Raw genomic sequence first — 25,629 nt, forward strand, 5'->3', positions numbered from 1 at the left:
CACGTGTGACATCTACTACTGTGCTTCCAGATGCATAACTCTAAACATCAAGTCTATGTGGCGAGACATATTTGCCACCGAAGCCGCCGCCATAACTGCGATTTCTTCAGCCAGCAACAAATTGAGATTTTCACTCCCCACCACAATCGTCACGCTGTCCGCCGGCAACGGCGAAACATCCAGCGTGAACTTTTGCAGCACCCGAGCCGCTGCCGCTTTATACGTCAGCAACTTCCCTGCCACGGAGTACACCGCCAGCAAAGTCCCGCTGGCGAGATAAAACCCGAACTCGCCAATTTCATACTCACCCTCGCCATCAAACAGCGCGGCCATCCTGAGTTGTCGGTCGCCCAGGTCCTCGTAATCCACGATGGCGACCCGTTGGCGCTCATCACGCAGCGCCACTTCCGTGCCGTCCGGGTTGTAGCGACCGGTGCCGGCGCCGATGTGGGTGATTTCGCCTTTCAGGCCCTGGTTCTTTGCCTGCAGCACTTCATCCAAACCTTTGGAGGTGAAGCGCACCAGGCGCGTAATGTCATCTGTCATGGCTGCGCCCTGAGGTCGTAGTCGTTAATGGTGTAGTGCTGGGCAGCCCCAGCACTGTTCAGTCGGGCAACCAACGCCAACTCCGGCAACGCGCCGTGCAGGCACAGCTCGCCATCGCTCAAAAGGGCGTGGAGGACCTGAGTGAGCGCAATTCGACCTTCGGTTTCATGCACGATGGTGATCGTCGCCTGGTCCCGCTCGCTCTTGGCTGCGTTGATACGACGGATCAGTCGATTGTGATCGCCACGGGACCAACTGCGCCCGATGATGGCCTGCACGTCGAAGGTGTAAGGCTTCTCCATCGGACGCTGCTGATACCACGCGCTGATGTTGGGCGTGAACCCCAGCGATTCCACCGCATAACTCAACGCTTTCGGCGTGCCGGCTTGGCGCTGGATCTGCCAGGACAAGGCCACAGTGATGCGCTTTTCGGTGGCGCTGGCATCCGCATCCCACTCACTCACCCCTCGATCGGCGGCAAGGTAAGGAAGAAACTCGGCAGGCGTTTGCAGTGGATCCATCAACGCCGGAAACGGCGGCATTACGCGGTCGAGCAGCTTGCCAAACCCCAGGTCCAACGCCTTTTCCAACGGAGAGCTATTGGCCGGCAACAAGCTCGCTTTAGGCTCACTCATAGCGTACGCACCTCCACTTCGACACCCGTGCAATACGGCGCCTGGAACGCGCTGCCAATAACCGGCACCAGAGGCTCAAGAATCTGCAGCTGCGCAGCCCCTGCACTGTGAATCGCATAGTCAATCCAACTCGGATCCACCCGCCCTTCCAGCCGATGACAAGACTCTGCGTAGTCCTGCAGCAGTTTCTGCGCAGCGACTTGAGTGAGTCCCGAATCCGGGCCGGCGTTGATCTTGGCGACCACGCGGATTTTGTACGGCAGGATTTGCGCACTTTGCACGCTGACCAAGTCAGTCTCCGGTCGCACATCCGGCCGTGCGAAATGGCGACGAACGCCGTCAAGCAAATCGGCAGATGGCGTACCGTCGCCCTCACGAGAAAGCACGGTGACCATGACTTCGCCGGGCGCTGTTCGACGCCCATTGCCATCTTTGACCTGGGCCGCATAACCGTCCGGATCAAAGGTGTAGCTGACCGTCACCACGCCCGGCGTCGCGCTTTGCACTTTCACCGACGGCCGCTCGCCGAGGGTGAACACCTCGCGCCGATACTGCATCCGCGAGCCCGCCGCCGGAGCATGGGGCGCCAGGTAGTAACGCAGGCGAGCGTCGTCATCGCTTTCCAACGTCGGCGGCACAGGCGGGAAAGCGGCCGGGTCGCCGGGGTCGAGCACTTGGCGTTCCAGGCCCATGTCGGCCAGTCGAGCATCCAGGTTACTGCCAGTGGCCCACCACGCCAGCATCTGCTTGATGCGGGCGTTGTACTTGCGTTCGTGGGTTTGCAGGCGCACGCAAAACGCTTCCAGGGCCAGGGTCAGCAGTTCGCTTTCATTGTCGAGGCTGACCTTGAGTTTGGCCGCGCTTTGCGGCGCACGGTTGGCGACGTAGTCGACGACGAAGGCCTTGAACTCGGCCAACAACGGTTCGAACTCATCCACGGCGATGATGGCCGGTTCCGCCAGTTGGTTCTGGCCAGGGATCAACATGCTCATGTCGCGACCTCAAAGGTTTGTTGGCGGTTTTTCCAGGTACCGGCAAAACGCAGCAACAGCCCGGCGCCCTGACGGGTGGCGACGATGATCTGGGGTTGAAAGTCGGCGATGCCGTTCTGGGTGTTGTAGAACGCCTGCGCGGCGTGGCTTTGGGCGAGGATCAGCAGGTCATCCCCCAGGTTCTGGCCAAGCAGTTGCGGGATCAGCGAGCCGTACAGCGGGCGTTTCTGGCGAGTGCCCAGGGGGGTGGTCAGCGCTCGGGTGGCGCGCTGTACGAATTGCAGCCAGTCGTCGACGACTGCCCCGGTGTTCCTATCGATTCCGATCATGGCAACTCCTTATGCGCGGCTGATCACGCGGCCCTGGTGATCCACCACCGGGCCGCTCAAATGTACACCGGCGGCATCCAGCAACACGCCGGTGACGCCGAGTTGCAGGGTGATGCTCTGGGCATTCAGGGTCAGGCTGGCGGCGCCAACCTTGACGTCGACCTGCTCGCGAGAGCCACTGAACGTAGTCGGGCCGTTGACCCAGTTGAAAATGTGACTGGCATCGTCGTAGTCACTTTGGGTGCCGTCCTGATGGCGACGCCGCGTCAGCGAGGCAACGTCGGACACGGGTGGAAAGAGACTACTGTTGAGGCCGAACAAGGCGACGGACTGCGCGCCTCCTTCCCCGCCGCCGTAATTGAGCAGCAGGCATTGTTCGCCCACAGAGGGGATGCGGGTTTCGGTTTGCGCCCCCGCACTCGGGTTGAAAAACTGGATCGCCGGGCTGAGCAAATCACCGTGGCTGACCTTGCAGGTATTAGTCGCGGCGTCGACCTCCTGGCACACGCCAATCCGGCAGAAGCTATCTGCACGTCGATACAGGTCTTCCAACTGGGCTTCCATTTCTGCCAGGCGCTCGACAATCGGCCCGAGTTGCATGCGTAGCAATGCATCAAACATGGATTACTCCTGCAGTGGGCGATATTGATCCGGATCGTTGATGTCAGAGACTTCCCAGGTGCGGGCAAATAACGGCTTGCCTGTAGGATCCTCGAGCAGCAACGGACCGAGATAGAGGTTTTGGGTAAAGGAAACCGTCCAGGTGTCATAGTCCGTTTCCGCACCGGAGCGCGCGGAAGGGGCAGCGACAATTGCGGTAGGCAGGTCGCACTGATCAGGCGGCAGGCCCCAGCGGTTATCCAGGGCCAGGTCCATCAGTTGGCTGGCCAGATCGCAAGCATCAAAAGGTGCCGACCCACCGGCAACCATGACCCTGAGTGAAACCGACAAGGCGTGCGCCTTGCGCCCTGCAAGCGAGCGAATGCCAGGGCCGTTGCGCTCCACGCTGATCAAAATGCCAGTTTTATCGCCCGTTCCAGGAAAGTCATGGTGATTGCCTACGCGCAGTTGTGGGAAAGCGCTCTTCAGCGCATCCCCAATCGCCACGGGCAGTTGGGAAGGTTTTTCGAGAAGTGTCATCTGCTTGCATCCTTGCAGCGGTTACTGCTGATCCGGGCGAGAAGTTGGGGTCTCGTCGACCCCGATGCGCTTGGCGGCCCAGCGTTCATAAAGGCCGATGGCCACGTCGGCGCCGGCCATAGCGGTCAGGCAGCCAATGGCGCCGGCGGTCCAGATCGACATGCCGGCGGCGTAGCACAGCATCAACGCTGAAACGCCGCAGACCATGCATGCTCCGGACCGCAAGGCCAGGCGCCGTACCAGTGACCAACCGCGGGCTCCCTCCTTGTCGGCGCGCCACATTTCGCCGGATACACCACCGATCAGGGCCAGTACGATCACCAGCCAGATAGGCATTTCCGCTAACGCTTGCTGCTCGTTTGTCATGTCACGCCTCCTGGCTGAGCACTCCCGGCACAGGGCCGGCTCTTGGGTAAATCCATTTATAGGTAGGCATTCCAAAAAGCCCGGTCGCCCGGGCTTTTCAGTAATGCGGTCCATATTCGAACGTTCGGCGCTACTGGCGCGGTACGGTTCTTTCCTGAGATGTTTTTCCGACCACGATCCTTGTCTGCCGGATAACTGCTTCTGGTGCTTTACGCTGCACACCCGGGTCAGTTGCCAACCCTCTGAACCGTTAAGGCCGGTTCATCGCTGCCTGTTCTTGTAAAGCGGTGAAACTAAAGAGCGTCGGCATCCTTGCCGGTGTTGCTGGCTTCCTTGCCATCGCTCGGATGGCGTCCTTGCCGGTGTTGCGTGCCTTCCTTGTCTTCCTTGGCAGCATCCTTGCCGCCTCCACCACCTTGTTGGCTGGCTTGAGACGAAGAATATGCATGTATGCATATACAGTCAATGCACAAATGCATTTATTTTTACCGCAAAAATGCACGAATGCATTTTCGACCTTATGGGCAGCGGGTTTGGTGGTTTTTCACAGACGAAAAAAAACCCGCTCGTTGGCGGGCTTCGTCTTACAGAAGAAGGTTAACGCGCGTACATGCCCCACCAGAACACATGGCCGAGAATGCTGATCTGCTCATCCTGGATATCCTGGAAGCTATAGTCCTCATCCGGGTGCTCATCGCGATTGAAACTGCGCAGGCGAATCCCGGAAGGCAGGCGATAGAGCTGTTTCACCCGTAACTGGCCGTTGTGGTTGATGGCATACAAGTCGCCATCAACGATATCGCCAATGCCACTCTTGCCCGCATTCACCCCGACCGTCGCGCCATCACGCAGCACCGGCAACATGCTGTTGCCACGCACCGTCACACACTTGGCCTGGTCGAACTGCACGCCGTTATGACGCAGGCTGCGCTTGCCGAACCGCAAGCTGGCCTTCTCGCTTTCCTCGATGACGAATCTTCCTGATCCAGCAGCCAATTCAACCTCGCGCAGAAAGGGGATCGACACCTCGTCGTCGTTAACGGGCGTGTCGTCATCCCACAGGCTTATGTCCTTGAGTTCCGAATGCATCGGGTCGCGACCGTCCTCCCGCGAAACGCCAACTGCCGCGCGCCCGCGCAGCTGGTCAGTGCTGACGCGGAAGTACTCTGCGATGCGGGAAATATGCTTGTCCGACGGATCAACGATCTTGCCGCTGAGGATCCGGGACAGCGTGGATTGAGGCACGCCGGTACGCCGGTGAAGCTCCGTGGGGGAGATCCGGTCGCGGTCCAGCAGTTCGCGTAAGACGATAGAAACGTTGCGTTTTTGCATAACGTGGATAGTGCCGGGGGTTTTTAGCATTAGCAAATGCTAATTTGCATAATTTATGCATTCATCCCTATTGCGCTGGAATTTGACACAAAATACTGGCTATGCAAACAGTGGTCTACTCACTACTATCCACCACACTGGATACAGCTTTTCAAACCAGGCCGGGAAACAACACGACATCAGTCAGCCGACGTCATTGCATGTCGACAAGCCCGAGCCTATATATGAAACTCTGTAACAACGTAGCCAGCCATTCCGGAGGTGCTCATGGCCTATTCAGCTCTAGCTGTTGCTAACGCCTTCATTGAACGCGCCAAAGAAGGCAAGCTTGCAGGCTTGACTCCAATGAAGCTTCAAAAGCTGCTGTTTTACACCCAGTCCTGGCATCTGCGTGAAAGGGAGCTCCCCCTTATGGATGACCACTTTGCCCGCTGGCAATACGGCCCGGTCATTCCATCGCTCTATCATGAGCTGAAATCCTACGGCAGCCGCCCGGTGACGTCGCTGCTCAGCAACCTTAAGCCCGACGTCGAAGACATTGTCTTCGTAACCCCGAGAATTCCTGAAAGCGACACCTACGCCCATCGTTTGATTGACCGCATTATCAATAAATACGGAAAGTGGTCGGGCACCCAACTGTCCAACCTCTCCCACGAGGAAGGTACCGCCTGGGCACTCAGGGGCGCGGATGGTTCCGCCATTGACTGGAAGGAAATGGCGCAGCTCATTCACCCAAAGAGCCGCAACCGTGAATGAGGAACTCGACACCCTGGAACTGACCCTGCCCCCCGCATCAGGGCCCGACCAGGACTCCCAACCCGGAGGCGAGCAGGCAGTAGGCGCTGACGACGAAAGAAACCAAAACCTGAAAGATCAGAAGGCTGAACGGCTGCTGCGCAAGAAATATGCGGGGCGTGCTTTCTGGTTTGCTGCGTGCGGCGTGATCTTTTGGGCGGTGTTACTTGTGTGGAATGGTTGGTCAACGTACTACTCCGGCAAAGCCCCCTTTTCCGATAACGTGTTGATTGCTATTACTACCGCAACCTCAATCAACTTGTTTGCCGCTTTTCTCGGCGTTATCCGAGGCTTGTTCCCCGCCAGTGGCCGCAGGGCAAAATAGCGGCTCTTACAACCGGCTCTCCGCCCCTGACTTTCGTCCTGCACTTTACTAACCGTACGCGACCTGCGAAGCCCCGACCTCGCGTGTTAACCTTGCGCCCATCGCAAAATCGCAGGGCGGAATGCCCCACATTTGCCCCACTCCTTTCAACGAATTTGCCTACGACCCAATGAGTAAAACCACTTCAGACCTGTCCTCCCACACCCCCATGATGCAGCAGTACTGGCGCCTCAAGAACCAGCACCCTGATCAGTTGATGTTCTACCGCATGGGCGACTTCTACGAGATCTTCTACGAAGACGCGAAGAAGGCCGCCAAGTTGCTGGATATCACCCTGACAGCGCGCGGGCAGTCGGCAGGGCAGTCGATCCCGATGTGTGGGATTCCCTACCATTCGTTGGAAGGCTATCTGGTCAAACTGGTGAAATTGGGCGAGTCCGTGGTGATCTGTGAGCAGATCGGCGATCCGGCCACCAGCAAGGGGCCGGTGGAACGTCAGGTGGTGCGCATTATTACGCCGGGGACGGTGAGTGATGAGGCGCTGCTGGATGAGCGCCGCGACAACCTGATTGCCGCGGTGTTGGGCGACGAGCGCCTGTTCGGCCTGTCGGTGCTGGACATCACCAGTGGCAACTTCAGCGTGCTGGAGATCAAAGGCTGGGAGAACCTGCTGGCGGAGCTGGAGCGTATCAACCCCGTGGAGTTGTTGATCCCGGATGATTGGCCGAAGGATCTACCGGCGGAAAAACGCCGTGGGGCCAAGCGCCGTGCGCCGTGGGACTTCGAACGCGATTCGGCGCTGAAAAGCCTGTGCCAGCAGTTCTCGGTGCAGGACCTTAAAGGCTTCGGTTGTGAAACCTTGACCCTGGCCATCGGTGCAGCAGGTTGCTTGCTGGGCTATGCCAAGGAAACCCAGCGCACGGCCCTGCCGCATTTGCGCAGCCTGCGTCATGAGCGTCTGGACGATACCGTGGTGCTCGATGGCGCAAGCCGTCGCAACTTGGAGCTGGACACCAACCTGGCCGGCGGGCGTGACAACACCCTGCAATCGGTGGTCGACCGTTGCCAGACGGCCATGGGTAGCCGCTTGCTGACCCGCTGGCTGAACCGTCCGTTGCGCGATTTGAGCGTGCTGCAGGCGCGTCAGACGTCTATTACTTGCCTGCTAGACGGCTATCGCTTTGAAAAGCTGCAGCCACAGCTGAAGGAAATCGGCGATATCGAGCGCATCCTGGCGCGTATCGGTCTGCGTAATGCGCGCCCGCGTGACTTGGCGCGCCTGCGTGATGCCCTCGCAGCCTTGCCACAATTGCAAGCGGCGATGACCGAACTGGATACGCCGCACCTGCAACAGCTCGCGGTCACGGCCGGTACTTACCCGGAACTGGCGGCGTTGCTGGGGAAAGCCATCATCGACAACCCGCCGGCAATCATCCGCGACGGCGGCGTATTGAAGACCGGTTACGACAGCGAGCTGGACGAACTCCAAGCCCTGAGCGAGAACGCAGGGCAATTCCTGATTGACCTGGAGGCCCGCGAGAAAGCCCGTACCGGCCTGGCCAACCTGAAAGTCGGCTACAACCGCGTGCACGGTTATTTCATCGAGTTACCGAGCAAGCAGGCCGAGTCGGCGCCGATCGACTATCAACGTCGCCAGACACTGAAAGGTGCCGAACGGTTTATCACTCCCGAACTGAAAGAATTCGAAGACAAGGCGCTGTCGGCGAAGAGCCGCGCCCTGGCTCGGGAGAAGATGCTCTATGAAAACCTGCTTGAAGACCTGATCAACCAGTTGGCGCCGCTGCAGGACACCGCCAGCGCCCTGGCCGAACTGGATGTACTGAGCAACTTGGCCGAACGTGCATTGAACCTTGACCTGAACTGCCCGCGTTTTGTCAGCGAGCCGTGCATGCGCATCGTGCAAGGTCGCCACCCGGTTGTAGAGCAGGTGCTGACCACGCCGTTCGTCGCCAACGATCTGTCGCTGGACGACGATACCCGCATGCTGGTGATCACCGGTCCGAACATGGGCGGTAAATCCACCTACATGCGCCAGACCGCTTTGATCGTGCTCCTGGCGCATATCGGCAGCTTTGTGCCGGCGGCCAGTTGCGAGCTGTCCCTGGTGGATCGCATTTTCACCCGGATCGGTTCCAGCGACGACCTGGCCGGTGGCCGTTCGACGTTTATGGTGGAAATGAGCGAGACCGCCAACATCTTGCACAACGCCACCGAACGCAGCCTGGTGTTGATGGACGAAGTGGGCCGCGGCACCAGCACCTTCGACGGCCTGTCCCTGGCCTGGGCGGCGGCCGAGCGCCTGGCGCACTTGCGTGCCTACACCCTGTTTGCCACCCACTACTTCGAGCTGACTGTTTTGCCGGAGAGCGAACCGTTGGTGGCCAACGTGCATCTGAACGCCACCGAGCACAACGAGCGTATCGTGTTCCTGCACCACGTACTGCCGGGGCCGGCCAGCCAGAGTTACGGCCTGGCCGTGGCCCAACTGGCGGGTGTGCCGAATGACGTGATCACCCGCGCCCGCGAACACCTCAGCCGCCTGGAAACCACGGCCCTGCCCCATGAAACGGCGGTAGCCAGCCCCGCCAAAGCCTCCAGCAAACCGGCCGCACCGCATCAAAGCGACATGTTCGCCAGCCTGCCCCATCCGGTGCTGGATGAGCTGGCAAAGCTTGACCTGGATGACTTGACGCCGCGGAAAGCGCTCGAAATGTTATATGCACTGAAGACTCGGATATAACGCTAAGGCTTGCAAGCTGGTAGACTCTCGCGCGGTTTGGGATGCTGCGGGCTTTTAGCCTGGCCTGCAGACTATCGCTCCCGAACCTCGCGAGCCCTGCCACAAAGGGTTTCGCTGCCGCCGCCTGAGGAGAAAATTAGAAATGACCTTCGTCGTTACCGACAACTGCATCAAGTGCAAGTACACCGACTGCGTCGAAGTGTGTCCGGTGGACTGCTTCTACGAAGGCCCGAATTTCCTGGTTATCCACCCGGATGAGTGCATCGACTGCGCCCTGTGTGAGCCTGAATGCCCGGCCGTCGCTATTTTCTCCGAGGATGAAGTCCCGGCAGAGATGCAGGAATTCATTCAGTTGAACGTCGAGCTGGCGGAAATCTGGCCGAATATCACTGAACGCAAAGACCCGATGCCGGATGCAGCGGAGTGGGATGGCAAAAAAGGTAAGATTGCAGACCTCGAACGCTGATAGCGTCGCCTCCCAAAAGGCCCCTTGCGGGCCTTTTTGCGTTTCTGGAAGGTGGGTTTCACTTTCCTGCAGGCAAAAAAAAGGGGCGGTATGACCCGCCCACATTTTTTCCCTAGTCCCTGTATTCCTTTTCATCATCCTGATGAATCGCATCCTGCGACGTTCCTTCAACCATCGGTCCTTGATGGCTGTGCCAATCCGTGGACACAGGACTGATGTTAGAGAGTTCCAAAGGAAGTTCAACGGGTTCCATTCCTATGGCAGGCAGACTTTCGCGCTCAACACCCGTTAATTAATTGTTATCTTTCAATAAGATAGAAAAATCTTTCGACTAAATGGGACGTACTTGGCGGGTAAAAAAACCAAACGCTTACGAAAAAGTAAGCAAATGCTTACACGACCAATTGCGTAAATGAGAAATCTCTCCCTTGTCGCCGTCCAGACATGAAAAAGCCCCGACGCTGTCGAGGCTCTTTCCCTTCCAGATTCTCAGTCGTCGCTGACCGTGATCGTCGGCATCGCTGGCGCTGCGGCTTCCTGCAGCACAATACGTGCGCCCACATGACGGGCAAGCTCTTGATACACCATAGCGATCTGGCCATCAGGCTCCGCTGCAACAGTCGGCTTGCCGCCGTCAGCCTGCTCACGAATCCCCCTCGACAATGGCAGTGAAGCCAGCAACTCCACGCCGTACTGGGTGGCCAGCTTCTCGCCACCACCTTCGCCGAACAAGTGCTCGGCGTGGCCGCAGTTGGAGCAGATGTGCACCGCCATGTTCTCCACCACGCCCAGCACCGGGATATTGACCTTGCGGAACATCTCCACGCCTTTCCTTGCGTCGAGCAACGCCAGGTCCTGGGGCGTGGTGACGATCACCGAACCGGCCACCGGGACTTTCTGTGCCAGGGTCAGCTGGATATCACCCGTGCCTGGCGGCATGTCGATCACCAGGTAATCAAGGTCGCCCCAGGCGGTCTGGGTGACCAATTGCAGCAAGGCGCCGGAGACCATCGGTCCGCGCCAGACCATCGGCGTGTTGTCATCGGTGAGGAAGGCCATGGACATCACTTCCACGCCCAGGGACTCGATCGGCACGAACCACTTCTGGTCCTTGACCTTCGGTCGGGTGCCCTCGGCGATGCCGAACATCACGCCTTGGCTAGGGCCGTAGATATCCGCGTCGAGAATGCCCACGCGTGCGCCTTCACGGGCCAGGGCCAGGGCCAGGTTGGCGGCCGTGGTGGATTTGCCCACGCCGCCCTTGCCGGAGGCCACAGCCACCACGTTCTTGACGTTGGCCAGGCCCGGGATCTGCGCCTGGGCCTTGTGCGCGGCGATTACGCATTGGATATCGACCTTGGCCGAACGCACGCCGTCCAAGCCTTCGATGGCCATCTGCAACATCTGCGCCCAGCCGCTCTTGAACAGGCCGGCGGCGTAGCCCAGTTCCAGCTGGACCGACACCTGGTCGCCCTGGACGTCGATGGAACGCACACAGCCGGCACTGACCGGGTCCTGGTTCAAATAGGGGTCGGTGTATTGGCGAAGCACGGCTTCCACCGCTGCGCGATTGACGGCGCTCATGGGCTACTCCCGAAAAAGACTGACTGAAACAGGCGGCTATCCTAACCGTTCCAGCGGCGTAACGGCATGCTTTCGCAGGTCAGGAAGATTCTGAAACAGCGTCACGGGGTGAAATATATTTCCCGGCGCTTTATAGTGGCCGACCTCCGTTTCATCAAGTAGCCGAGCCCCATGTCCGAGCCACGCAAGATCCTCGTCACCAGCGCCCTGCCCTATGCCAATGGTTCCATCCATCTTGGCCATATGCTTGAGTACATCCAGACCGATATGTGGGTGCGCTTCCAGAAGCATCGCGGCAATCAATGCATTTATGTCTGCGCGGACGACGCCCACGGTTCGGCCATCATGTTGCGCGCCGAAAAGGAAGGGATCACCCCGGAACAACTGATCGCCAACGTGCAGGCTGAACACAGCGCCGACTTTGCCGAGTTCCTGGTGGATTTCGACAACTTCCATTCGACCCACTCCGAAGAAAACCGCGAGCTGTCGAGCCAGATCTACCTGCGCTTGAAAGAAGCCGGGCATATCGACCAGCGTTCGGTGACCCAGTATTTCGACCCGGAAAAGAAAATGTTCCTGGCCGACCGCTTCATCAAGGGCACCTGCCCGAAATGCGGCACTGAAGACCAGTACGGCGACAACTGCGAGAAATGTGGTGCGACGTACGCGCCCACCGAACTGAAGAACCCCAAGTCGGCGATCTCTGGCGCCACCCCGGTGCTCAAGGACTCCCAGCACTTCTTCTTCAAGCTTCCGGATTTCCAGCAGATGCTGCAAACCTGGACCCGCAGCGGCACCTTGCAGGACGCCGTCGCCAACAAGATCGCCGAATGGCTGGACGCCGGGCTGCAGCAGTGGGACATCTCCCGCGATGCGCCGTACTTCGGCTTCGAGATCCCGGGCGAGCCGGGCAAGTACTTCTACGTGTGGCTGGACGCGCCGATCGGCTACATGGCCAGCTTCAAGAACCTCTGCGATCGCACGCCGGAGCTGGACTTCGACGCGTTCTGGAACAAGGACTCCACGGCCGAGCTGTACCACTTCATCGGCAAGGACATCGTCAACTTCCACGCACTGTTCTGGCCGGCGATGCTTGAAGGTTCGGGCTACCGCAAGCCGACGGGCATTGCGGTACACGGCTACCTGACGGTCAACGGCCAGAAGATGTCCAAGTCCCGTGGCACCTTCATCAAGGCGCGCACCTACCTGGACCACTTGTCGCCGGAATACCTGCGCTATTACTACGCTTCCAAGCTGGGTCGTGGCGTCGATGACCTCGACCTGAACCTGGAAGACTTCGTGCAGAAGGTCAACTCGGACCTGGTCGGCAAGGTCGTCAACATTGCCAGCCGTTGTGCCGGATTTATCCACAAGGGCAACGCAGGCCTGCTGGTGGCCGAGAACGCTGCGCCGGAACTGACCGACGCTTTCCTGGCCGCCGCACCCAGCATTGCCGATGCTTATGAAGCCCGCGACTTTGCCCGCGCCATGCGCGAGATCATGGGCCTGGCCGACCGCGCCAACGCCTGGATCGCCGACAAGGCGCCGTGGTCGCTGAACAAGCAGGAAGGCAAGCAGGCGGAAGTCCAGGCGATCTGCGCCACGGGTGTCAACCTGTTCCGCCAACTGGTGATCTTCCTCAAGCCGGTGCTGCCGCTGCTGGCTGCCGACGCCGAGGCGTTCCTCAATGTGGCGCCACTGACCTGGAACGATCACGCTACCTTGCTCAGCAACCATCAGTTGAACGAGTTCAAGCCACTGATGACCCGCATCGACCCGGTCAAAGTCCAGGCCATGACCGACGCTTCGAAAGAAGACCTGGTCGCCAGCCAGACCGATACCGGTTCGGCTGCACCCGTTGGCAATGGCGAGTTGGCCAAAGACCCGATCTCTGCGGAAATCGACTTTGACGCTTTCGCCGCGGTGGACTTGCGTGTCGCGCTGATCGTGAAAGCTGAAGCCGTGGAAGGTGCCGACAAGCTGCTGCGCCTGACCCTGGACCTCGGTGGCGAGCAACGCAACGTGTTCTCCGGGATCAAGAGCGCTTATCCGGACCCGTCCAAGCTCGATGGTCGCCTGACCATGATGATCGCCAACCTCAAGCCTCGAAAAATGAAATTCGGCGTGTCCGAAGGCATGGTGATGGCGGCCGGCCCTGGTGGGGAAGAGATCTACCTGCTCAGCCCTGACAGCGGCGCCAAGCCGGGTCAGCGCATCAAGTAATCCTGCAAGGTCTGTAGGTGTGGTTGTGGTGAGCGGGCTTGCCCGCGCTGGGTCGCGAAGCGGCCCTACACCACGCACCCGGTTCTATCTGTAAAACCGCGCTGGCAATGATAGGCTGCTCTGCAGCCCATCGCGGGGCAAGCCCGCTCGCCACAAGAACGCTCAACCACGCACTAGGCCCAGTTTGCTTAACCGGCATGCCCATGATCACAGCATGAACCTCATTCAACGTATCGACGCGCTGCTGCCTCAGACCCAATGCGGCAAATGCGGGCACCCAGGCTGCAAGCCTTACGCCGAGGGTATTGCTCAAGGCGAAGCGATCAACAAGTGCCCGCCTGGCGGCCAGGAGACGCTTGCAGGTCTTGCGCAATTGCTGCGCGTGCCGGTGCTGGAACTCGATACCAGTCGAGGAGAAGCCCCGGCACAGATCGCCTATATCCGCGAAGCCGAGTGCATCGGCTGCACCAAGTGCATTCAGGCCTGCCCGGTGGACGCCATTGTCGGCGCCGCCAAGCTGATGCACACGGTCATCGTCGATGAGTGCACCGGTTGCGACCTGTGCGTCGCGCCCTGCCCCGTTGACTGCATTGAAATGCGCCCGACAACCACCGTACTGATCGTGGGAGACCTGACCATCACAGATCAGCAACGCCATGAGCGCAGCCTCAAACGCGACCGGGCAAGGCGGCGTTATGAGCAACGTAATGCGCGGCTGCAACGGGAAGAAGCGCAAAAGCTTGCTGAACGCGTGGCTCGGGCCAAACGCTCAGTGCCGGTTTTACCTGTGCAGGCGGCTACAGCACAGGATGCGGCGATAAAAAAAGCCAAAATTGCGGTCGCTATGAGTCGCGCCCAACTGCATAAATCCTTGAAGGCCTTCGGTCACCCTCCCACCTTTGAACAGCAGTCACAGTTGATCGTCTTGCAGCAGCAGTTCGAAGCGGCAGAACACGCGCTGACGGCCCTGGAGCTGGGCACCAAAACGAAGGCAGCGGGTACAGCGGTGAGTACTGGCGACCTGAAACGCGCCAAAATCCAACTGGCGATGCGCCGCGCGGAATTGAAGAAGGCCAAGGACTTGAACGCCAGCCCGCAGCAACTGGCCGAGGCGCAACACCACTTAGACGAGGCGCAGCGCCAAGTGGATGCCCACAGCAACACCTGACCTGCATAACCTGCTGTGTGTCTTGTTACAATCCCGCCGATAGACTGCCAGGAAAACCCCACCCCATGAACGCCGCAAAACGCCTGGAAATTTTCCGCAGGCTCCACGAAGACAATCCAGAACCCAAAACCGAACTGGCCTACACCACGCCGTTCGAGTTGCTGATTGCGGTGATACTGTCGGCTCAATCCACGGACGTCGGCGTGAACAAGGCCACGGCAAAGCTCTATCCCGTGGCGAATACCCCCGAAGCGATCTATGCCTTGGGGGTGGACGGGCTGTCGGAGTACATCAAGACCATCGGCCTGTACAACAGCAAAGCCAAGAACGTCATCGAAACCTGCCGCTTGTTGGTGGAGCTGCACGGCAGCGAAGTACCGCAAACCCGTGAAGCCTTGGAAGCGCTGCCTGGCGTCGGCCGCAAAACCGCCAATGTGGTACTCAACACCGCGTTCCGGCAACTGACCATGGCCGTGGACACCCATATTTTCCGGGTCAGCAACCGCACCGGCATCGCCCGTGGCAAGAACGTGGTGGAGGTGGAAAAGCAGCTGATGAAGTTCGTGCCCAAGCCGTATCTGCTGGACTCCCACCACTGGCTGATCCTTCACGGACGCTATGTTTGCCAGGCGCGCAAGCCACGCTGCGGCAGCTGTCGCATCGAAGACCTGTGCGAATACAAGGACAAGACGTCCGACGATTGACGGATCATTGGTTTTCCCAATCAGTCGATTGAAAAAATCTTTTTTACCGGATCATGGATTATCGTTATAAGGAGCGCCAACGGCAGTCTTAGCCCGGAGTGAACCTTATGAGCACTGGCAAAGAGCAACTGGAAGTGGAAGACGACCTCGTTGAGTCGGACGACGATGTAGCAGAGGCACCTGAGGCAGAGGTCGCCAAGACCAATTTGAGCAAACGCCGTACTATCGATAATCTGCTGGAAGAACGACGCTTGCAAAAACAGCTGGCCGATTACGACTTCGATTTCTGATCGAGCGATCGACAGCCGGAAGCCTCCTTCACGGAGGCTTTTTTCTGCCGGTTACCCGGGCAATGCGCTGTACGATGTCCTCCTCTATACCAAGCCGTTACGCTGGGCCAGTTCGATCAGGTCCACCAGCGAACGCGCATTGAGCTTGAGCAGCAAACGCGTCTTGTAGGTGCTCACGGTCTTATTGCTGAGGAACATGCCGTCGGCAATCTCCTTGTTGGTCCTGCCCCGCGCCAACTGCTGCAATACCATCATTTCCCGCCCGGAGAGGCGCTCGACCATATCGGCCTCGCTGGCATTGCCCATGGTGGAGCGTACCGAGTTGAGCGCCTGGTTCGGGAAGTAGCTGTAGCCCGACAAGACCGCCTTGATGGCACTCAGCAACTCGGTGAGGTCCTGTTGCTTGCACACGTAGCCCGCAGCCCCCGCCTGCATGCAGCGCATGGAAAAATGTCCAGGTGCCTGGGACGTCAACACCAGCACCTTGAACGGTGCAGGCTGCTTGGTAGAAGACAGTCGACAAATAACTTCCAGCCCATCAAGTTTTGGAATCCCGATATCCAGTATCACAATATCCGGCATATGCTCCCGTGCAAGTTGCAACGCATCGACACCGTTATCGGTCTCGGCAACGACCTCATAACCATGACGCTCCATTAGCATACGCACAGCAAGACGAATGACGGGATGATCATCCACGATCAGCACTTTATTCATGAGAAAGTCCAATTTCGCTGTTCGAATTATTTAGAGCAAGCACAATAGCCTAGTCGTTTCCTAGTTGGCATAGCGTTCCCCCCCAAGCAACAGCAAGCAGAGACCCACCCCACAGCGATAAAAGAATTGCCCTACAAAAAAACGCCATCTCGGAGGCATCCGGTTTTATGGAGCCTTTCAGACCTTTCCGGGGACTTACATACTTTGAGTGAAATATCCTTGGCTTATAGGGGGTTGGGTAAACGTGCCGCACATGACTCTCAGGAAATGCCCCTTGCCTCTCGCTTGCAGCGGGGAAAAACGGCCAGAACGATCTGTCTGCTTTAGTTCCATTCAACATATTTTTTTACATCCTTGATTCCTACAGACTATTCAGTGTTTTGCATCTTCGCCGCACTTGTATGAGTGAATTATCTGTAAGACCAGTTCCTACAAAGATGTAAAAAATTCATTCCCCCTACAAACTTTCAACAACAATTCATTCAAACCCACCGTTGATAAAGATTTCGAGAAAAAATATCCACACCTGTTTAAACGTCATAAACATCAAAAGACGATACAAAACCACAGGCAAAAAAAATGGCCCCTTGAACAAGGGGCCATTTTTCATAACACGCTGAGACTTAGAACAGCGAGCGACCTTTGTTGGCTGCAATGCGCATGCGCAATGCGTTCAACTTGATGAAGCCTGCTGCGTCTGCCTGGTTGTAAGCACCGCCGTCTTCTTCGAAGGTGGCGATGTTGGCGTCGAACAGCGACTCGTCAGACTTGCGACCGGTCACGATCACGTTGCCCTTGTACAGCTTCAGGCGCACGACGCCGTTCACGTGGACCTGGGAGGCGTCGATCATCTGCTGCAGCATCAGACGCTCAGGGCTCCACCAGTAGCCGGTGTAGATCAGGCTGGCGTACTTGGGCATCAGCTCATCTTTGAGGTGAGCCACTTCGCGGTCCAGGGTGATGGACTCGATGGCGCGGTGGGCGCGCAGCATGATGGTGCCGCCTGGGGTTTCGTAGCAGCCGCGGGACTTCATGCCCACATAACGGTTCTCGACGATGTCGAGACGGCCGATACCGTGTTCACCACCAATACGGTTCAGGGTCGCCAGCACGGTGGCCGGGGTCATCTCGACGCCGTCCAGCGCGACGATGTCGCCGTTGCGGTAGGTCAGCTCCAGGTATTGCGGCTTGTCGGGCGCGTTCTCCGGGGAGACGGTCCACTTCCACATGTCTTCTTCGTGCTCGGTCCAGGTGTCTTCCAGCACGCCGCCTTCATAGGAGATGTGCAGCAGGTTGGCGTCCATCGAGTACGGGGACTTCTTCTTGCCGTGACGTTCGATCGGGATTGCATGCTTTTCAGCGTAATCCATCAGCTTTTCACGGGACAGCAGGTCCCATTCACGCCAAGGGGCAATCACTTTCACGCCTGGCTTGAGTGCATAGGCACCCAGTTCGAAACGTACCTGGTCGTTGCCCTTGCCGGTAGCGCCATGGGAAATGGCGTCGGCGCCGGTTTCGTTGGCGATTTCGATCAGGCGCTTGGCGATCAGCGGACGTGCGATGGAGGTACCCAGCAGGTACTCGCCTTCGTAGACGGTGTTGGCGCGAAACATCGGGAAAACGAAATCGCGGACGAACTCTTCGCGCAGGTCGTCAATGTAGATCTCTTTCACGCCCATGGCTTGCGCCTTGGCACGTGCAGGTTCGACCTCTTCACCCTGACCCAGGTCAGCGGTGAAGGTCACCACTTCACAGTTATAAGTATCCTGCAGCCACTTGAGGATCACCGAAGTGTCCAGGCCGCCGGAATACGCGAGAACGACCTTGTTTACGTCGGCCATGCCATCACTCCACGGGGTTGTACGGAAAGGCGTCGATTCTACCGACCAAAACCGTGGATTTACAGGGGCGCGACAGCAAATGAAGATAAAGCGACAGATTATGTCGAGCGGGCGACCGATGGTCGCACCTTATGACGTGTGCGCGGCGTTACTGGGACCGGTGGCCTGAGGCGCCGGTTTCTCGGGGGCTGCCACGCGTTCAAGCTGGATATTCACGCGCCGGTTGCGTGCCCGGTTGGCCGCATTGGTGTTGGGCGCCAGTGGGTAGCTTTCGCCGTGGAACCGCAGAGTGATCTGCGATTCCGGGATTCCATTGGCCTTGAAGTAGTCCATGACCGCCAGGCCGCGACGGCGCGAGACGTCGCGATTGGTGAGGCGGTTGCCACTGTTGTCCGAATGGCCGTTCAACTCGATATGGTTGACGGTCGGGTCGGCTTTCATGAACGCGAGGATCACGTCGAGTTTCTTCTTGGCGGCCGCGTCCAGCTCGATCCCGCCACCGGGGAAGCCGACTTCGGTCTGTTTCACCTGGTCATAATTCATCGGCAACAGCTTGGCGGTACACAGTTGGTAATCGTTGTAGGCCTTGTTGAACTTGACCGGCAGCAGGCGGATTTCCGAATAGCCACCTTCACGCCCATAGTGCCGCACGGTCGGGCTGCGCCCTTCCAGCAAGCCGTTGAAAAGACGCCCGGCCTGGGCCTGGGAACTGTTGAACAATACGTCGCCACTGCCGGCACGTACGGCGCCGAGGTTGATATCACCCCGCCCCGGCTGCCACGGCGCAGCGGCCGCCAGCAACGTGGCCGAACCGGCACCCAGCGAGCCGTTGTAGGCTTTCAGACGAAACGTCGCCTGCTCGCCGGCCCGGCGCACGAACTCACCCGAACCGAAATCGGTGATCGGCTGGGTCAGTCGGCACTCAAACTGATCGCCTTCCACCTTCCACTCAATATTCTCCAGACGCGTCTGGAACGTGAGGGCCATTGCAGGGAGGCTGGCGAACACACTGAGCAGGGCTAGATATTGCTGGCGCACGGGAGGCTCCATTGGTTTCTACAACACTTCAAAGCGTCATACATCGATAAGGCATACCCCAGGCTATCGGTTGCATCCTGCAAAACTTGATAGCGAGTGCCTGATAGAGTCTTTTCCGGTAGCATTCCCACCAGATTGACCCGCCTGGAATCCCCAATGTCCGACCGCCTGACCCTGCTGCGTCCCGACGACTGGCATATTCATCTTCGCGATGGTGCTGCGTTACCCCACACCGTGGCCGATGTAGCGCGCACGTTTGGCCGCGCCATCATCATGCCTAACCTGGTACCTCCGGTGCGTAATGCCGAGCAAGCCGATGCCTATCGCCAGCGTATCCTCGCTGCACGACCGGCCGGCAGCCGCTTCGAACCGTTGATGGTGCTCTACCTCACCGACCGCACCCAGCCCGAAGAGATTCGTGAGGCCAAGGCCAGCGGTTTCGTGCACGCCGCCAAACTGTACCCGGCCGGCGCGACCACCAACTCCGACTCCGGCGTGACCAGTATCGACAAGATCCTGCCGGCGATCGAAGCCATGGCCGAAGTCGGCATGCCGCTGCTGATCCACGGTGAAGTCACCCGTGGCGACGTGGACGTGTTCGACCGCGAGAAAATCTTCATCGACGAGCATATGCGCCGCGTGGTCGAGTTGTTCCCGACCCTCAAGGTGGTGTTCGAGCACATCACCACTGCCGATGCCGTGCAGTTCGTCAGCGAGGCCTCGGCCAACGTCGGCGCGACCATCACCGCGCATCACCTGCTGTACAACCGCAACCACATGCTGGTGGGCGGGATTCGGCCGCACTTCTATTGCTTGCCGATCCTCAAGCGCAACACCCACCAGGTGGCCTTGCTGGATGCGGCGACGAGCGGCAATCCGAAGTTCTTCCTCGGCACCGACTCCGCCCCTCACGCCGTGCACTCCAAAGAAGCGGCGTGTGGTTGTGCCGGCTGCTACACCGCCTATGCAGCGATCGAGTTGTACGCCGAAGCGTTCGAACAACGTAACGCCCTGGACAAGCTTGAAGGCTTCGCCAGCCTCAACGGCCCGCGTTTCTACGGCCTGCCGGCGAACACCGACCGCATCACCCTGGTCCGTGAAGACTGGACCGCCCCTGCCAGCCTGCCGTTTGGCGAGCTGACTGTCATCCCGCTGCGCGCCGGTGAAACACTGCGCTGGCGCCTGCTGGAGGAAAGCAAGTGAGTGAAGACCATTACGACGACGAACACGAGCACAGCGGTGGCGGTTCCCGTCACCCGATGGCCGAGCGGTTTCGTGGCTATCTGCCGGTTGTCATCGACGTAGAAACCGGTGGTTTCAACTGCGCTACCGACGCACTGCTGGAAATCGCCGCGACCACCATCGGCATGGATGAACAGGGTTTCGTGTTCCCGGAACACACCCACTTCTTCCGCGTCGAGCCGTTCGAAGGCGCGAATATCGAAGCCGCCGCTTTGGAATTTACGGGCATCAAGCTCGATCACCCACTGCGCATGGCAGTGAGTGAAGAAGCGGCACTGACCGACATCTTCCGTGGCGTGCGCAAGGCGTTGAAAGCCAATGGCTGCAAACGCGCGATCCTGGTCGGCCACAACAGCAGCTTCGATCTGGGCTTCCTGAACGCCGCCGTGGCGCGGCTGGACATGAAGCGCAACCCGTTCCACCCCTTCTCCAGCTTCGACACGGCCACCCTCGCCGGCCTGGCGTATGGCCAGACCGTGCTGGCGAAAGCCTGTCAGGCAGCCGGTATCGACTTTGACGGCCGTGAGGCCCACTCGGCTCGCTACGACACCGAGAAGACCGCCGAGCTGTTCTGCGGCATCGTCAACCGCTGGAAAGACATGGGCGGCTGGGAAGACTTCAACGACTGAGCAAAGCTCGTGTGGTGAGCGAGCTTGCCCCGCTCACCACGGGTCATACCCCGCACATAAAAAAACCGGCCTTCTCAGGCCGGTTTTTTTGTACCTCGAACCAGGCTTACAGCTTGCCAGCGTTCTCGGTCAGGTAAGCGGCAACGCCTTCTGGCGAAGCGTTCATGCCTTTGTCGCCTTTTTTCCAGTTGGCTGGGCAGACTTCGCCGTGCTCTTCGTGGAATTGCAGGGCGTCAACCAGTCGGATCAGCTCTTCCATGTTACGGCCCAGCGGCAGGTCGTTGATGATCTGGGAGCGGACAACGCCCTTGTCATCGATCAGGAACGCGCCACGGAAAGCCACGCCGCCTTCGGACTCAACGTCGTAGGCCTTGGCGATGTCGTGCTTCATGTCGGCAGCCATGGTGTATTTGACTTTGCCGATGCCACCATCATTGATGGCGGTGTTGCGCCAGGCGTTGTGGGTGAAATGGGAGTCGATGGAAACCGCTACCACTTCAACGTTGCGCGCCTTGAAATCGTCCATGCGGTGGTCCAGAGCGATCAGCTCCGAAGGGCAGACGAAGGTGAAGTCCAGCGGGTAGAAGAACACCAGGCCGTATTTGCCTTTGATGGCTTCAGACAGTTTGAAGCTGTCTACGATTTCGCCATTGCCGAGGACGGCTGGGACGTCGAAATCCGGGGCTTGTTTGCCGACGAGTACGCTCATTGGATATCTCCTGATGTAGGGGTGACGATTGAAGTAAAAGGACCGGCCCCGAGTCTGCCGTGAATAAGCGACAGCCCTGTGACGCAGTCACGCTTCGTGAAGATCGACCATCATACACTGAAAAAACCGTTCGTCAGTGAGGGCGCGATGCCAGCAAATACCCTGCGAATCCACTTTGACAATCATTCTCGTTAACATTAAGATCCATCGCACTTAAGCCTTAAACCCGCGACGGTTCTCCCTTATGTATGTGTGCCTCTGTACTGGCGTCACCGACGGACAAATCCGCGAAGCAATCTATGAAGGTTGCTGCAGCTACAAGGAAGTGCGTGAAACCACCGGCGTTGCCAGCCAGTGCGGCAAATGTGCCTGCCTCGCCAAGCAAGTGGTACGGGAAACCCTGACGCAGCTGCAGACAGCCCAGGCCGCGATCCCCTATTCAGCAGAATTTACACACGCCTGATTTGGCGTGTTTTAAAGAACCGGACTTAGTGTCCGGTTTTTTTATGCCCGCAATTCAATTAGTTAGCGTCAAGACGCGGAACACAAACATTCTTATTCCGATTAATTTTCATTTATTATTCAATAACTTAGGTTTGACACTAGGGGTTTCGCCGCTCAAACTCCGCCCTATACACAGCTATTACAGGGCAGGACCCCAGTCATGAAAGGCGACATCTCAGTCATCCAGCAACTCAACAAAATCCTTGCCAATGAACTGGTCGCGATCAATCAGTACTTTCTGCATGCGCGCATGTATGACGATTGGGGCCTGGAAAAGCTGGGCAAGCGTGAATACAAAGAATCCATTAAGGCCATGAAAGACGCGGACGCGCTGATCAAGCGCATCCTGTTTCTGGAAGGCCTGCCGAACGTGCAGGACCTGGGCAAGCTGAACATTGGCGAGCACACCCAGGAAATGCTCGGCAGTGACCTGGGTTTCGAGCGCAAGAGCCACAGCGACCTCAAGGCCGCCATCGCTCACTGCGAGACCAAGGGCGACTTCGGTAGCCGTGAGCTGCTGGAAGACATCCTGGAAGACCAGGAAGAACACATCGACTGGCTGGAAACCCAACTGGGCCTGATCGACAAAGTCAGCCTGGAAAACTACCTGCAATCGCAGATGGGTGAATAACCCCGTCGCTCACAGGTACAAAAAAGCCCCGCTCTCTCACGAGAAGCGGGGCTTTTTATTGCCGGCGAATCAAGCGTCGGTCTTGGCTGCCGCGTTTGCCGCTGCATCTTTGATCAACGCCTGCAACGAACCATCAGCGGCCATTTCAGTGATGATATCGCTACCGCCGACCAGCTCACCGGCTACCCACAGTTGTGGGAAAGTAGGCCAATTGGCGTACTTCGGCAGGTTGGCGCGGATTTCCGGGTTTTGCAGGATATCCACGTAAGCGAATTTTTCGCCACACGCCATGATGGCCTGGGACGCCTTCGCGGAGAAACCGCACTGAGGAGCGTTTGGTGCGCCCTTCATGTAAAGCAGAATGGTGTTGTTGGCAATCTGCTCTTTGATCGTTTCGATGATATCCATGGAACACCTCGGCTGGAACTTTGCGACTCACAGGTCGGCACGGTGGCGCATTGTAACGCAAAATTCCAGCGTGGTGCTCAGGCGGCTGCTACCTGCACGGGCACGCCATTCAAGGCGGCATTGCCCGACAGCTCGTCCAACTGCCGTTCGTCGGTCAAATCGTTGGCACTCGCCCCCGGCTGCCCGCTGGCGATCGTCATCTGCACGCCTGGGCGCCCATGGCCCCAACCGTGGGGCAGGCTGACCACACCGGGCATCATGTCCAGGCTGGCCACCACTTCCACTTCGATCATGCCGATGCGCGAACTGACACGTACCCGCTGGCCATCGCTCAACTGCCGACTGGCCAGGTCATCCGGATGCATCAGCAATTGATGGCGCGGCTTGCCCTTCACCAGCCGGTGATAGTTATGCATCCAGGAATTATTACTGCGCACATGCCGGCGGCCGATCAGCAGCAGTTCGTCGACCACAGGCACCGGTTGCGCGGCAAAGCGCGCCAGGTCGGCGAGGATCACCGCGGGTGCCGCTTGCACCTTGCCGTCAGCGGTTTTCAAACGCGCGGAAAGGTTGGGTTGCAGCGGCCCAAGGTCCACGCCGTGCGGGTGATCCGCCAGCATGGCCACGGACAACTTGTGGCTGGATGCATCACCGTACACCCCGGCGCGCAGGCCGAAATCGATCATGTGCGAAGGCGGCATCGTTGGCTTGAGCGTCGCGCCAGTCTGCGCGGCAAACGCCTGGGCAAGGCCGACAAAGATCTCCCAGTCATGCAGCGCGCCCACCGGTTTGGGCAGAATCGCCCGGTTGAAACGGGTGACATTACGCACCGCAAACATATTGAAGGTGGTGTCGTAATGGTCGTTTTCCAGCGCCGACGTGGAGGGCAGGATCAGGTCGGCGTAGCGCGTGGTCTCGTTGATATAGAGGTCGATGCTGACCATGAACTCCAGACCATCAAGGGCTTGTTCCAGTTGCCGGCCATTTGGCGTCGACAACACCGGATTACCCGCCACCGTCACCAATGCACGGATTTGTCCATCACCTTCGGTAAGCATTTCTTCAGCCAAAGCCGACACAGGTAACTCGCCACCGTACTCCGGACGCCCGGAAACCCGGCTTTGCCAGCGATTGAAATGACCGCCACCGGTCGATGCCACCAGGTCCACCGCCGGCGTGGTGCACAGTGCGCCGCCGACACGGTCAAGGTTACCCGTCACCAGATTGATCAATTGCACCAGCCAATGACACAGCGTGCCGAATACCTGGGTCGACACGCCCATGCGCCCGTAGCACACAGCCTTGTCCGCTGCAGCAAAGTCCCGTGCCAACTGGCGGATCTGTTCGGCAGGCACCGCACATTGGCGGCTCATGGCCTCGGCGGTAAACCCGGCGATGGCAAGACGCACCTCCTCAAGGCCTTCAATGGCTAGATGGCTGTCGCGGGTCAGGTGCTCGCTAAACAAGGTGTTAAGCACCCCAAACAACAAGGCCGCATCCCCCCCAGGACGCACGAACAGATGCTGGTCGGCCATCGCCGCCGTCTCACTGCGCCGTGGGTCGACCACCACCACTTTGCCGCCCCGTGCCTGGATCGCCTTCAAGCGTTTCTCCACATCGGGCACGGTCATAATGCTGCCGTTTGACGCGAGCGGATTGCCTCCCAAAATCAGCATGAAGTCGGTGTGATCGATGTCCGGGATCGGCAGCAACAGGCCGTGGCCGTACATGAGGTAGCTGGTGAGGTGATGGGGCAACTGATCCACCGACGTCGCAGAAAACCGATTGCGCGTCTTCAACTGGCCCAGGAAGTAGTTGCTGTGGGTCATCAGCCCATAGTTGTGCACGCTGGGGTTGCCCTGGTACACCGCCACCGCATTCTGTCCGTGCCGCGCCTGAATGCCTGACAGCCGCTCGGCTACAAGCACAAAGGCGTCTTCCCACGCAATCGGCTGCCATTCGCTGCCGACTCGCAACAGGGGTTGGTGCAGCCGATCGGGATCGTTCTGGATATCCTGCAACGCGACGGCCTTGGGGCAGATGTGCCCACGACTGAAGCTGTCCTGGGCGTCACCCTTGATCGAGGTAATCGCCAGGCTGCCATCATCCGCTTGGGTGGTTTCCAGGGTCAGGCCACAAATGGCTTCACACAGATGGCAGGCACGGTGGTGGAGAGTCTTGGTCATGGCCAGTCTCTTTATAGGGGCTTTGATCCCACTATGGGTCGAGACCGACGTGGGCGCCACCAACGTTC

At 58.8% G+C, this 25,629-nt stretch carries 27 protein-coding genes; 12 read left to right on the plus strand and 15 right to left on the minus strand.

All coding sequences use genetic code 11. The features are described from left to right. Positions 1–15 precede the first annotated feature (15 nt). The 8 genes from AB4O08_RS06715 to AB4O08_RS06750 all read right to left on the minus strand — a co-directional run bounded on the left by AB4O08_RS06715 (position 16) and on the right by AB4O08_RS06750 (position 5,340). A complete protein-coding gene (locus AB4O08_RS06715; protein WP_106118926.1) occupies positions 16–546 on the minus strand; it encodes a hypothetical protein in 531 nt (176 codons plus the stop codon). Next, the gene (locus AB4O08_RS06720) at positions 543–1,181 is read right to left on the minus strand and encodes a phage tail protein I (protein ID WP_021492468.1); all 639 of its coding nucleotides are present in this window, start codon (positions 1,179–1,181) and stop codon (positions 543–545) included. The genes AB4O08_RS06715 and AB4O08_RS06720 overlap by 4 nt, the downstream gene beginning before the upstream one ends. Then, entirely contained in the window at positions 1,178–2,173 is a 996-nt protein-coding gene (locus tag AB4O08_RS06725; protein ID WP_044286706.1) for a baseplate J/gp47 family protein, read from the minus strand. The genes AB4O08_RS06720 and AB4O08_RS06725 overlap by 4 nt, the downstream gene beginning before the upstream one ends. Further along, the gene (locus AB4O08_RS06730) at positions 2,170–2,502 is read right to left on the minus strand and encodes a phage baseplate protein (RefSeq protein ID WP_010212717.1); all 333 of its coding nucleotides are present in this window, start codon (positions 2,500–2,502) and stop codon (positions 2,170–2,172) included. The genes AB4O08_RS06725 and AB4O08_RS06730 overlap by 4 nt, the downstream gene beginning before the upstream one ends. 9 nt (positions 2,503–2,511) lie before the next feature. After that, the gene (locus tag AB4O08_RS06735; protein WP_010212718.1) at positions 2,512–3,123 is read right to left on the minus strand and encodes a phage baseplate assembly protein V; all 612 of its coding nucleotides are present in this window, start codon (positions 3,121–3,123) and stop codon (positions 2,512–2,514) included. Between the two features lie 3 nt (positions 3,124–3,126). Further along, positions 3,127–3,642, minus strand: coding sequence for a hypothetical protein (locus AB4O08_RS06740; RefSeq protein WP_021492471.1), 516 nt, complete (start codon positions 3,640–3,642; stop codon positions 3,127–3,129). A 21-nt stretch (positions 3,643–3,663) separates the two neighbouring features. Beyond that, positions 3,664–4,008: a phage holin family protein gene (locus tag AB4O08_RS06745; RefSeq protein WP_021492472.1), complete on the minus strand. Its 345-nt coding sequence runs from the start codon at positions 4,006–4,008 to the stop codon at positions 3,664–3,666. 597 nt (positions 4,009–4,605) lie between these two features. Next, positions 4,606–5,340 carry a LexA family transcriptional regulator gene (locus tag AB4O08_RS06750; protein ID WP_010212723.1) on the minus strand — a complete coding sequence of 245 codons (735 nt, stop codon included), beginning with the start codon at positions 5,338–5,340 and terminating at the stop codon, positions 4,606–4,608. Between the two features lie 267 nt (positions 5,341–5,607). Here AB4O08_RS06750 and AB4O08_RS06755 point away from each other — a divergent pair, with 267 nt between their 5' ends. From AB4O08_RS06755 to fdxA, 4 genes are all read left to right on the plus strand, one after another. Next, a complete protein-coding gene (locus AB4O08_RS06755; RefSeq protein WP_010212724.1) occupies positions 5,608–6,096 on the plus strand; it encodes a Panacea domain-containing protein in 489 nt (162 codons plus the stop codon). Then, a complete protein-coding gene (locus tag AB4O08_RS06760; RefSeq protein WP_010212726.1) occupies positions 6,089–6,460 on the plus strand; it encodes a hypothetical protein in 372 nt (123 codons plus the stop codon). The genes AB4O08_RS06755 and AB4O08_RS06760 overlap by 8 nt, the downstream gene beginning before the upstream one ends. 169 nt (positions 6,461–6,629) lie before the next feature. Next, a complete protein-coding gene (gene mutS, locus AB4O08_RS06765; RefSeq protein WP_460114766.1) occupies positions 6,630–9,221 on the plus strand; it encodes a DNA mismatch repair protein MutS in 2,592 nt (863 codons plus the stop codon). A gap of 142 nt (positions 9,222–9,363) precedes the next feature. Beyond that, positions 9,364–9,687, plus strand: coding sequence for a ferredoxin FdxA (gene fdxA, locus AB4O08_RS06770; protein WP_003208688.1), 324 nt, complete (start codon positions 9,364–9,366; stop codon positions 9,685–9,687). A 489-nt stretch (positions 9,688–10,176) separates the two neighbouring features. Here fdxA and apbC read toward each other — a convergent pair whose 3' ends face one another. Then, complete coding sequence (gene apbC / locus AB4O08_RS06775; protein WP_010212730.1) at positions 10,177–11,271, minus strand: iron-sulfur cluster carrier protein ApbC; 1,095 nt, start codon at positions 11,269–11,271, stop codon at positions 10,177–10,179. 171 nt (positions 11,272–11,442) lie between these two features. Here apbC and metG point away from each other — a divergent pair, with 171 nt between their 5' ends. The 4 genes from metG to AB4O08_RS06795 all read left to right on the plus strand — a co-directional run bounded on the left by metG (position 11,443) and on the right by AB4O08_RS06795 (position 15,656). Next, positions 11,443–13,494: a methionine--tRNA ligase gene (gene metG / locus AB4O08_RS06780; protein WP_021492527.1), complete on the plus strand. Its 2,052-nt coding sequence runs from the start codon at positions 11,443–11,445 to the stop codon at positions 13,492–13,494. Between the two features lie 214 nt (positions 13,495–13,708). After that, positions 13,709–14,662 (plus strand): electron transport complex subunit RsxB, encoded by a 954-nt coding sequence (rsxB, locus tag AB4O08_RS06785; RefSeq protein WP_460114767.1) that lies wholly within the window; start codon positions 13,709–13,711, stop codon positions 14,660–14,662. A gap of 65 nt (positions 14,663–14,727) precedes the next feature. Further along, positions 14,728–15,366 carry an endonuclease III gene (gene nth, locus AB4O08_RS06790; protein ID WP_010212734.1) on the plus strand — a complete coding sequence of 213 codons (639 nt, stop codon included), beginning with the start codon at positions 14,728–14,730 and terminating at the stop codon, positions 15,364–15,366. Positions 15,367–15,473: 107 nt separating this feature from the next. Next, positions 15,474–15,656, plus strand: coding sequence for a PA3496 family putative envelope integrity protein (locus AB4O08_RS06795; protein WP_010212735.1), 183 nt, complete (start codon positions 15,474–15,476; stop codon positions 15,654–15,656). An 84-nt stretch (positions 15,657–15,740) separates the two neighbouring features. Here AB4O08_RS06795 and AB4O08_RS06800 read toward each other — a convergent pair whose 3' ends face one another. From AB4O08_RS06800 to AB4O08_RS06810, 3 genes are all read right to left on the minus strand, one after another. Further along, complete coding sequence (locus AB4O08_RS06800; RefSeq protein WP_010212736.1) at positions 15,741–16,373, minus strand: response regulator transcription factor; 633 nt, start codon at positions 16,371–16,373, stop codon at positions 15,741–15,743. Between the two features lie 623 nt (positions 16,374–16,996). After that, a complete protein-coding gene (locus AB4O08_RS06805; protein ID WP_010212738.1) occupies positions 16,997–18,214 on the minus strand; it encodes an argininosuccinate synthase in 1,218 nt (405 codons plus the stop codon). Positions 18,215–18,343: 129 nt separating this feature from the next. Then, positions 18,344–19,252: a flagellar protein MotY gene (locus AB4O08_RS06810; RefSeq protein WP_010212739.1), complete on the minus strand. Its 909-nt coding sequence runs from the start codon at positions 19,250–19,252 to the stop codon at positions 18,344–18,346. Between the two features lie 156 nt (positions 19,253–19,408). Here AB4O08_RS06810 and pyrC point away from each other — a divergent pair, with 156 nt between their 5' ends. Together pyrC and rnt are read left to right on the plus strand one after the other, a co-directional pair. Beyond that, positions 19,409–20,455: a dihydroorotase gene (pyrC, locus tag AB4O08_RS06815; protein ID WP_198831893.1), complete on the plus strand. Its 1,047-nt coding sequence runs from the start codon at positions 19,409–19,411 to the stop codon at positions 20,453–20,455. Next, positions 20,452–21,123: a ribonuclease T gene (rnt, locus tag AB4O08_RS06820; protein ID WP_010212742.1), complete on the plus strand. Its 672-nt coding sequence runs from the start codon at positions 20,452–20,454 to the stop codon at positions 21,121–21,123. Before pyrC ends, rnt begins: the two co-directional genes overlap by 4 nt. 106 nt (positions 21,124–21,229) lie before the next feature. Here the strand turns inward: rnt and AB4O08_RS06825 are convergent, their stop codons facing one another. Further along, the gene (locus AB4O08_RS06825; protein ID WP_003172097.1) at positions 21,230–21,832 is read right to left on the minus strand and encodes a peroxiredoxin; all 603 of its coding nucleotides are present in this window, start codon (positions 21,830–21,832) and stop codon (positions 21,230–21,232) included. A gap of 244 nt (positions 21,833–22,076) precedes the next feature. On the opposite strand from AB4O08_RS06825, the gene AB4O08_RS06830 reads away from it, so the two are divergent. Both AB4O08_RS06830 and bfr read left to right on the plus strand, forming a co-directional pair. Beyond that, the gene (locus AB4O08_RS06830; protein ID WP_003208706.1) at positions 22,077–22,295 is read left to right on the plus strand and encodes a bacterioferritin-associated ferredoxin; all 219 of its coding nucleotides are present in this window, start codon (positions 22,077–22,079) and stop codon (positions 22,293–22,295) included. A gap of 201 nt (positions 22,296–22,496) precedes the next feature. Continuing rightward, a complete protein-coding gene (gene bfr / locus AB4O08_RS06835; RefSeq protein ID WP_010212744.1) occupies positions 22,497–22,967 on the plus strand; it encodes a bacterioferritin in 471 nt (156 codons plus the stop codon). 69 nt (positions 22,968–23,036) lie between these two features. Here bfr and grxD read toward each other — a convergent pair whose 3' ends face one another. Together grxD and AB4O08_RS06845 are read right to left on the minus strand one after the other, a co-directional pair. Then, positions 23,037–23,375: a Grx4 family monothiol glutaredoxin gene (gene grxD, locus AB4O08_RS06840; protein ID WP_010212745.1), complete on the minus strand. Its 339-nt coding sequence runs from the start codon at positions 23,373–23,375 to the stop codon at positions 23,037–23,039. A 77-nt stretch (positions 23,376–23,452) separates the two neighbouring features. Next, the gene (locus AB4O08_RS06845; RefSeq protein WP_047541310.1) at positions 23,453–25,561 is read right to left on the minus strand and encodes a molybdopterin oxidoreductase family protein; all 2,109 of its coding nucleotides are present in this window, start codon (positions 25,559–25,561) and stop codon (positions 23,453–23,455) included. Positions 25,562–25,629 lie beyond the last annotated feature (68 nt).

The sequence above is a fragment of the Pseudomonas sp. H3_E07 genome, assembly GCF_054668895.1.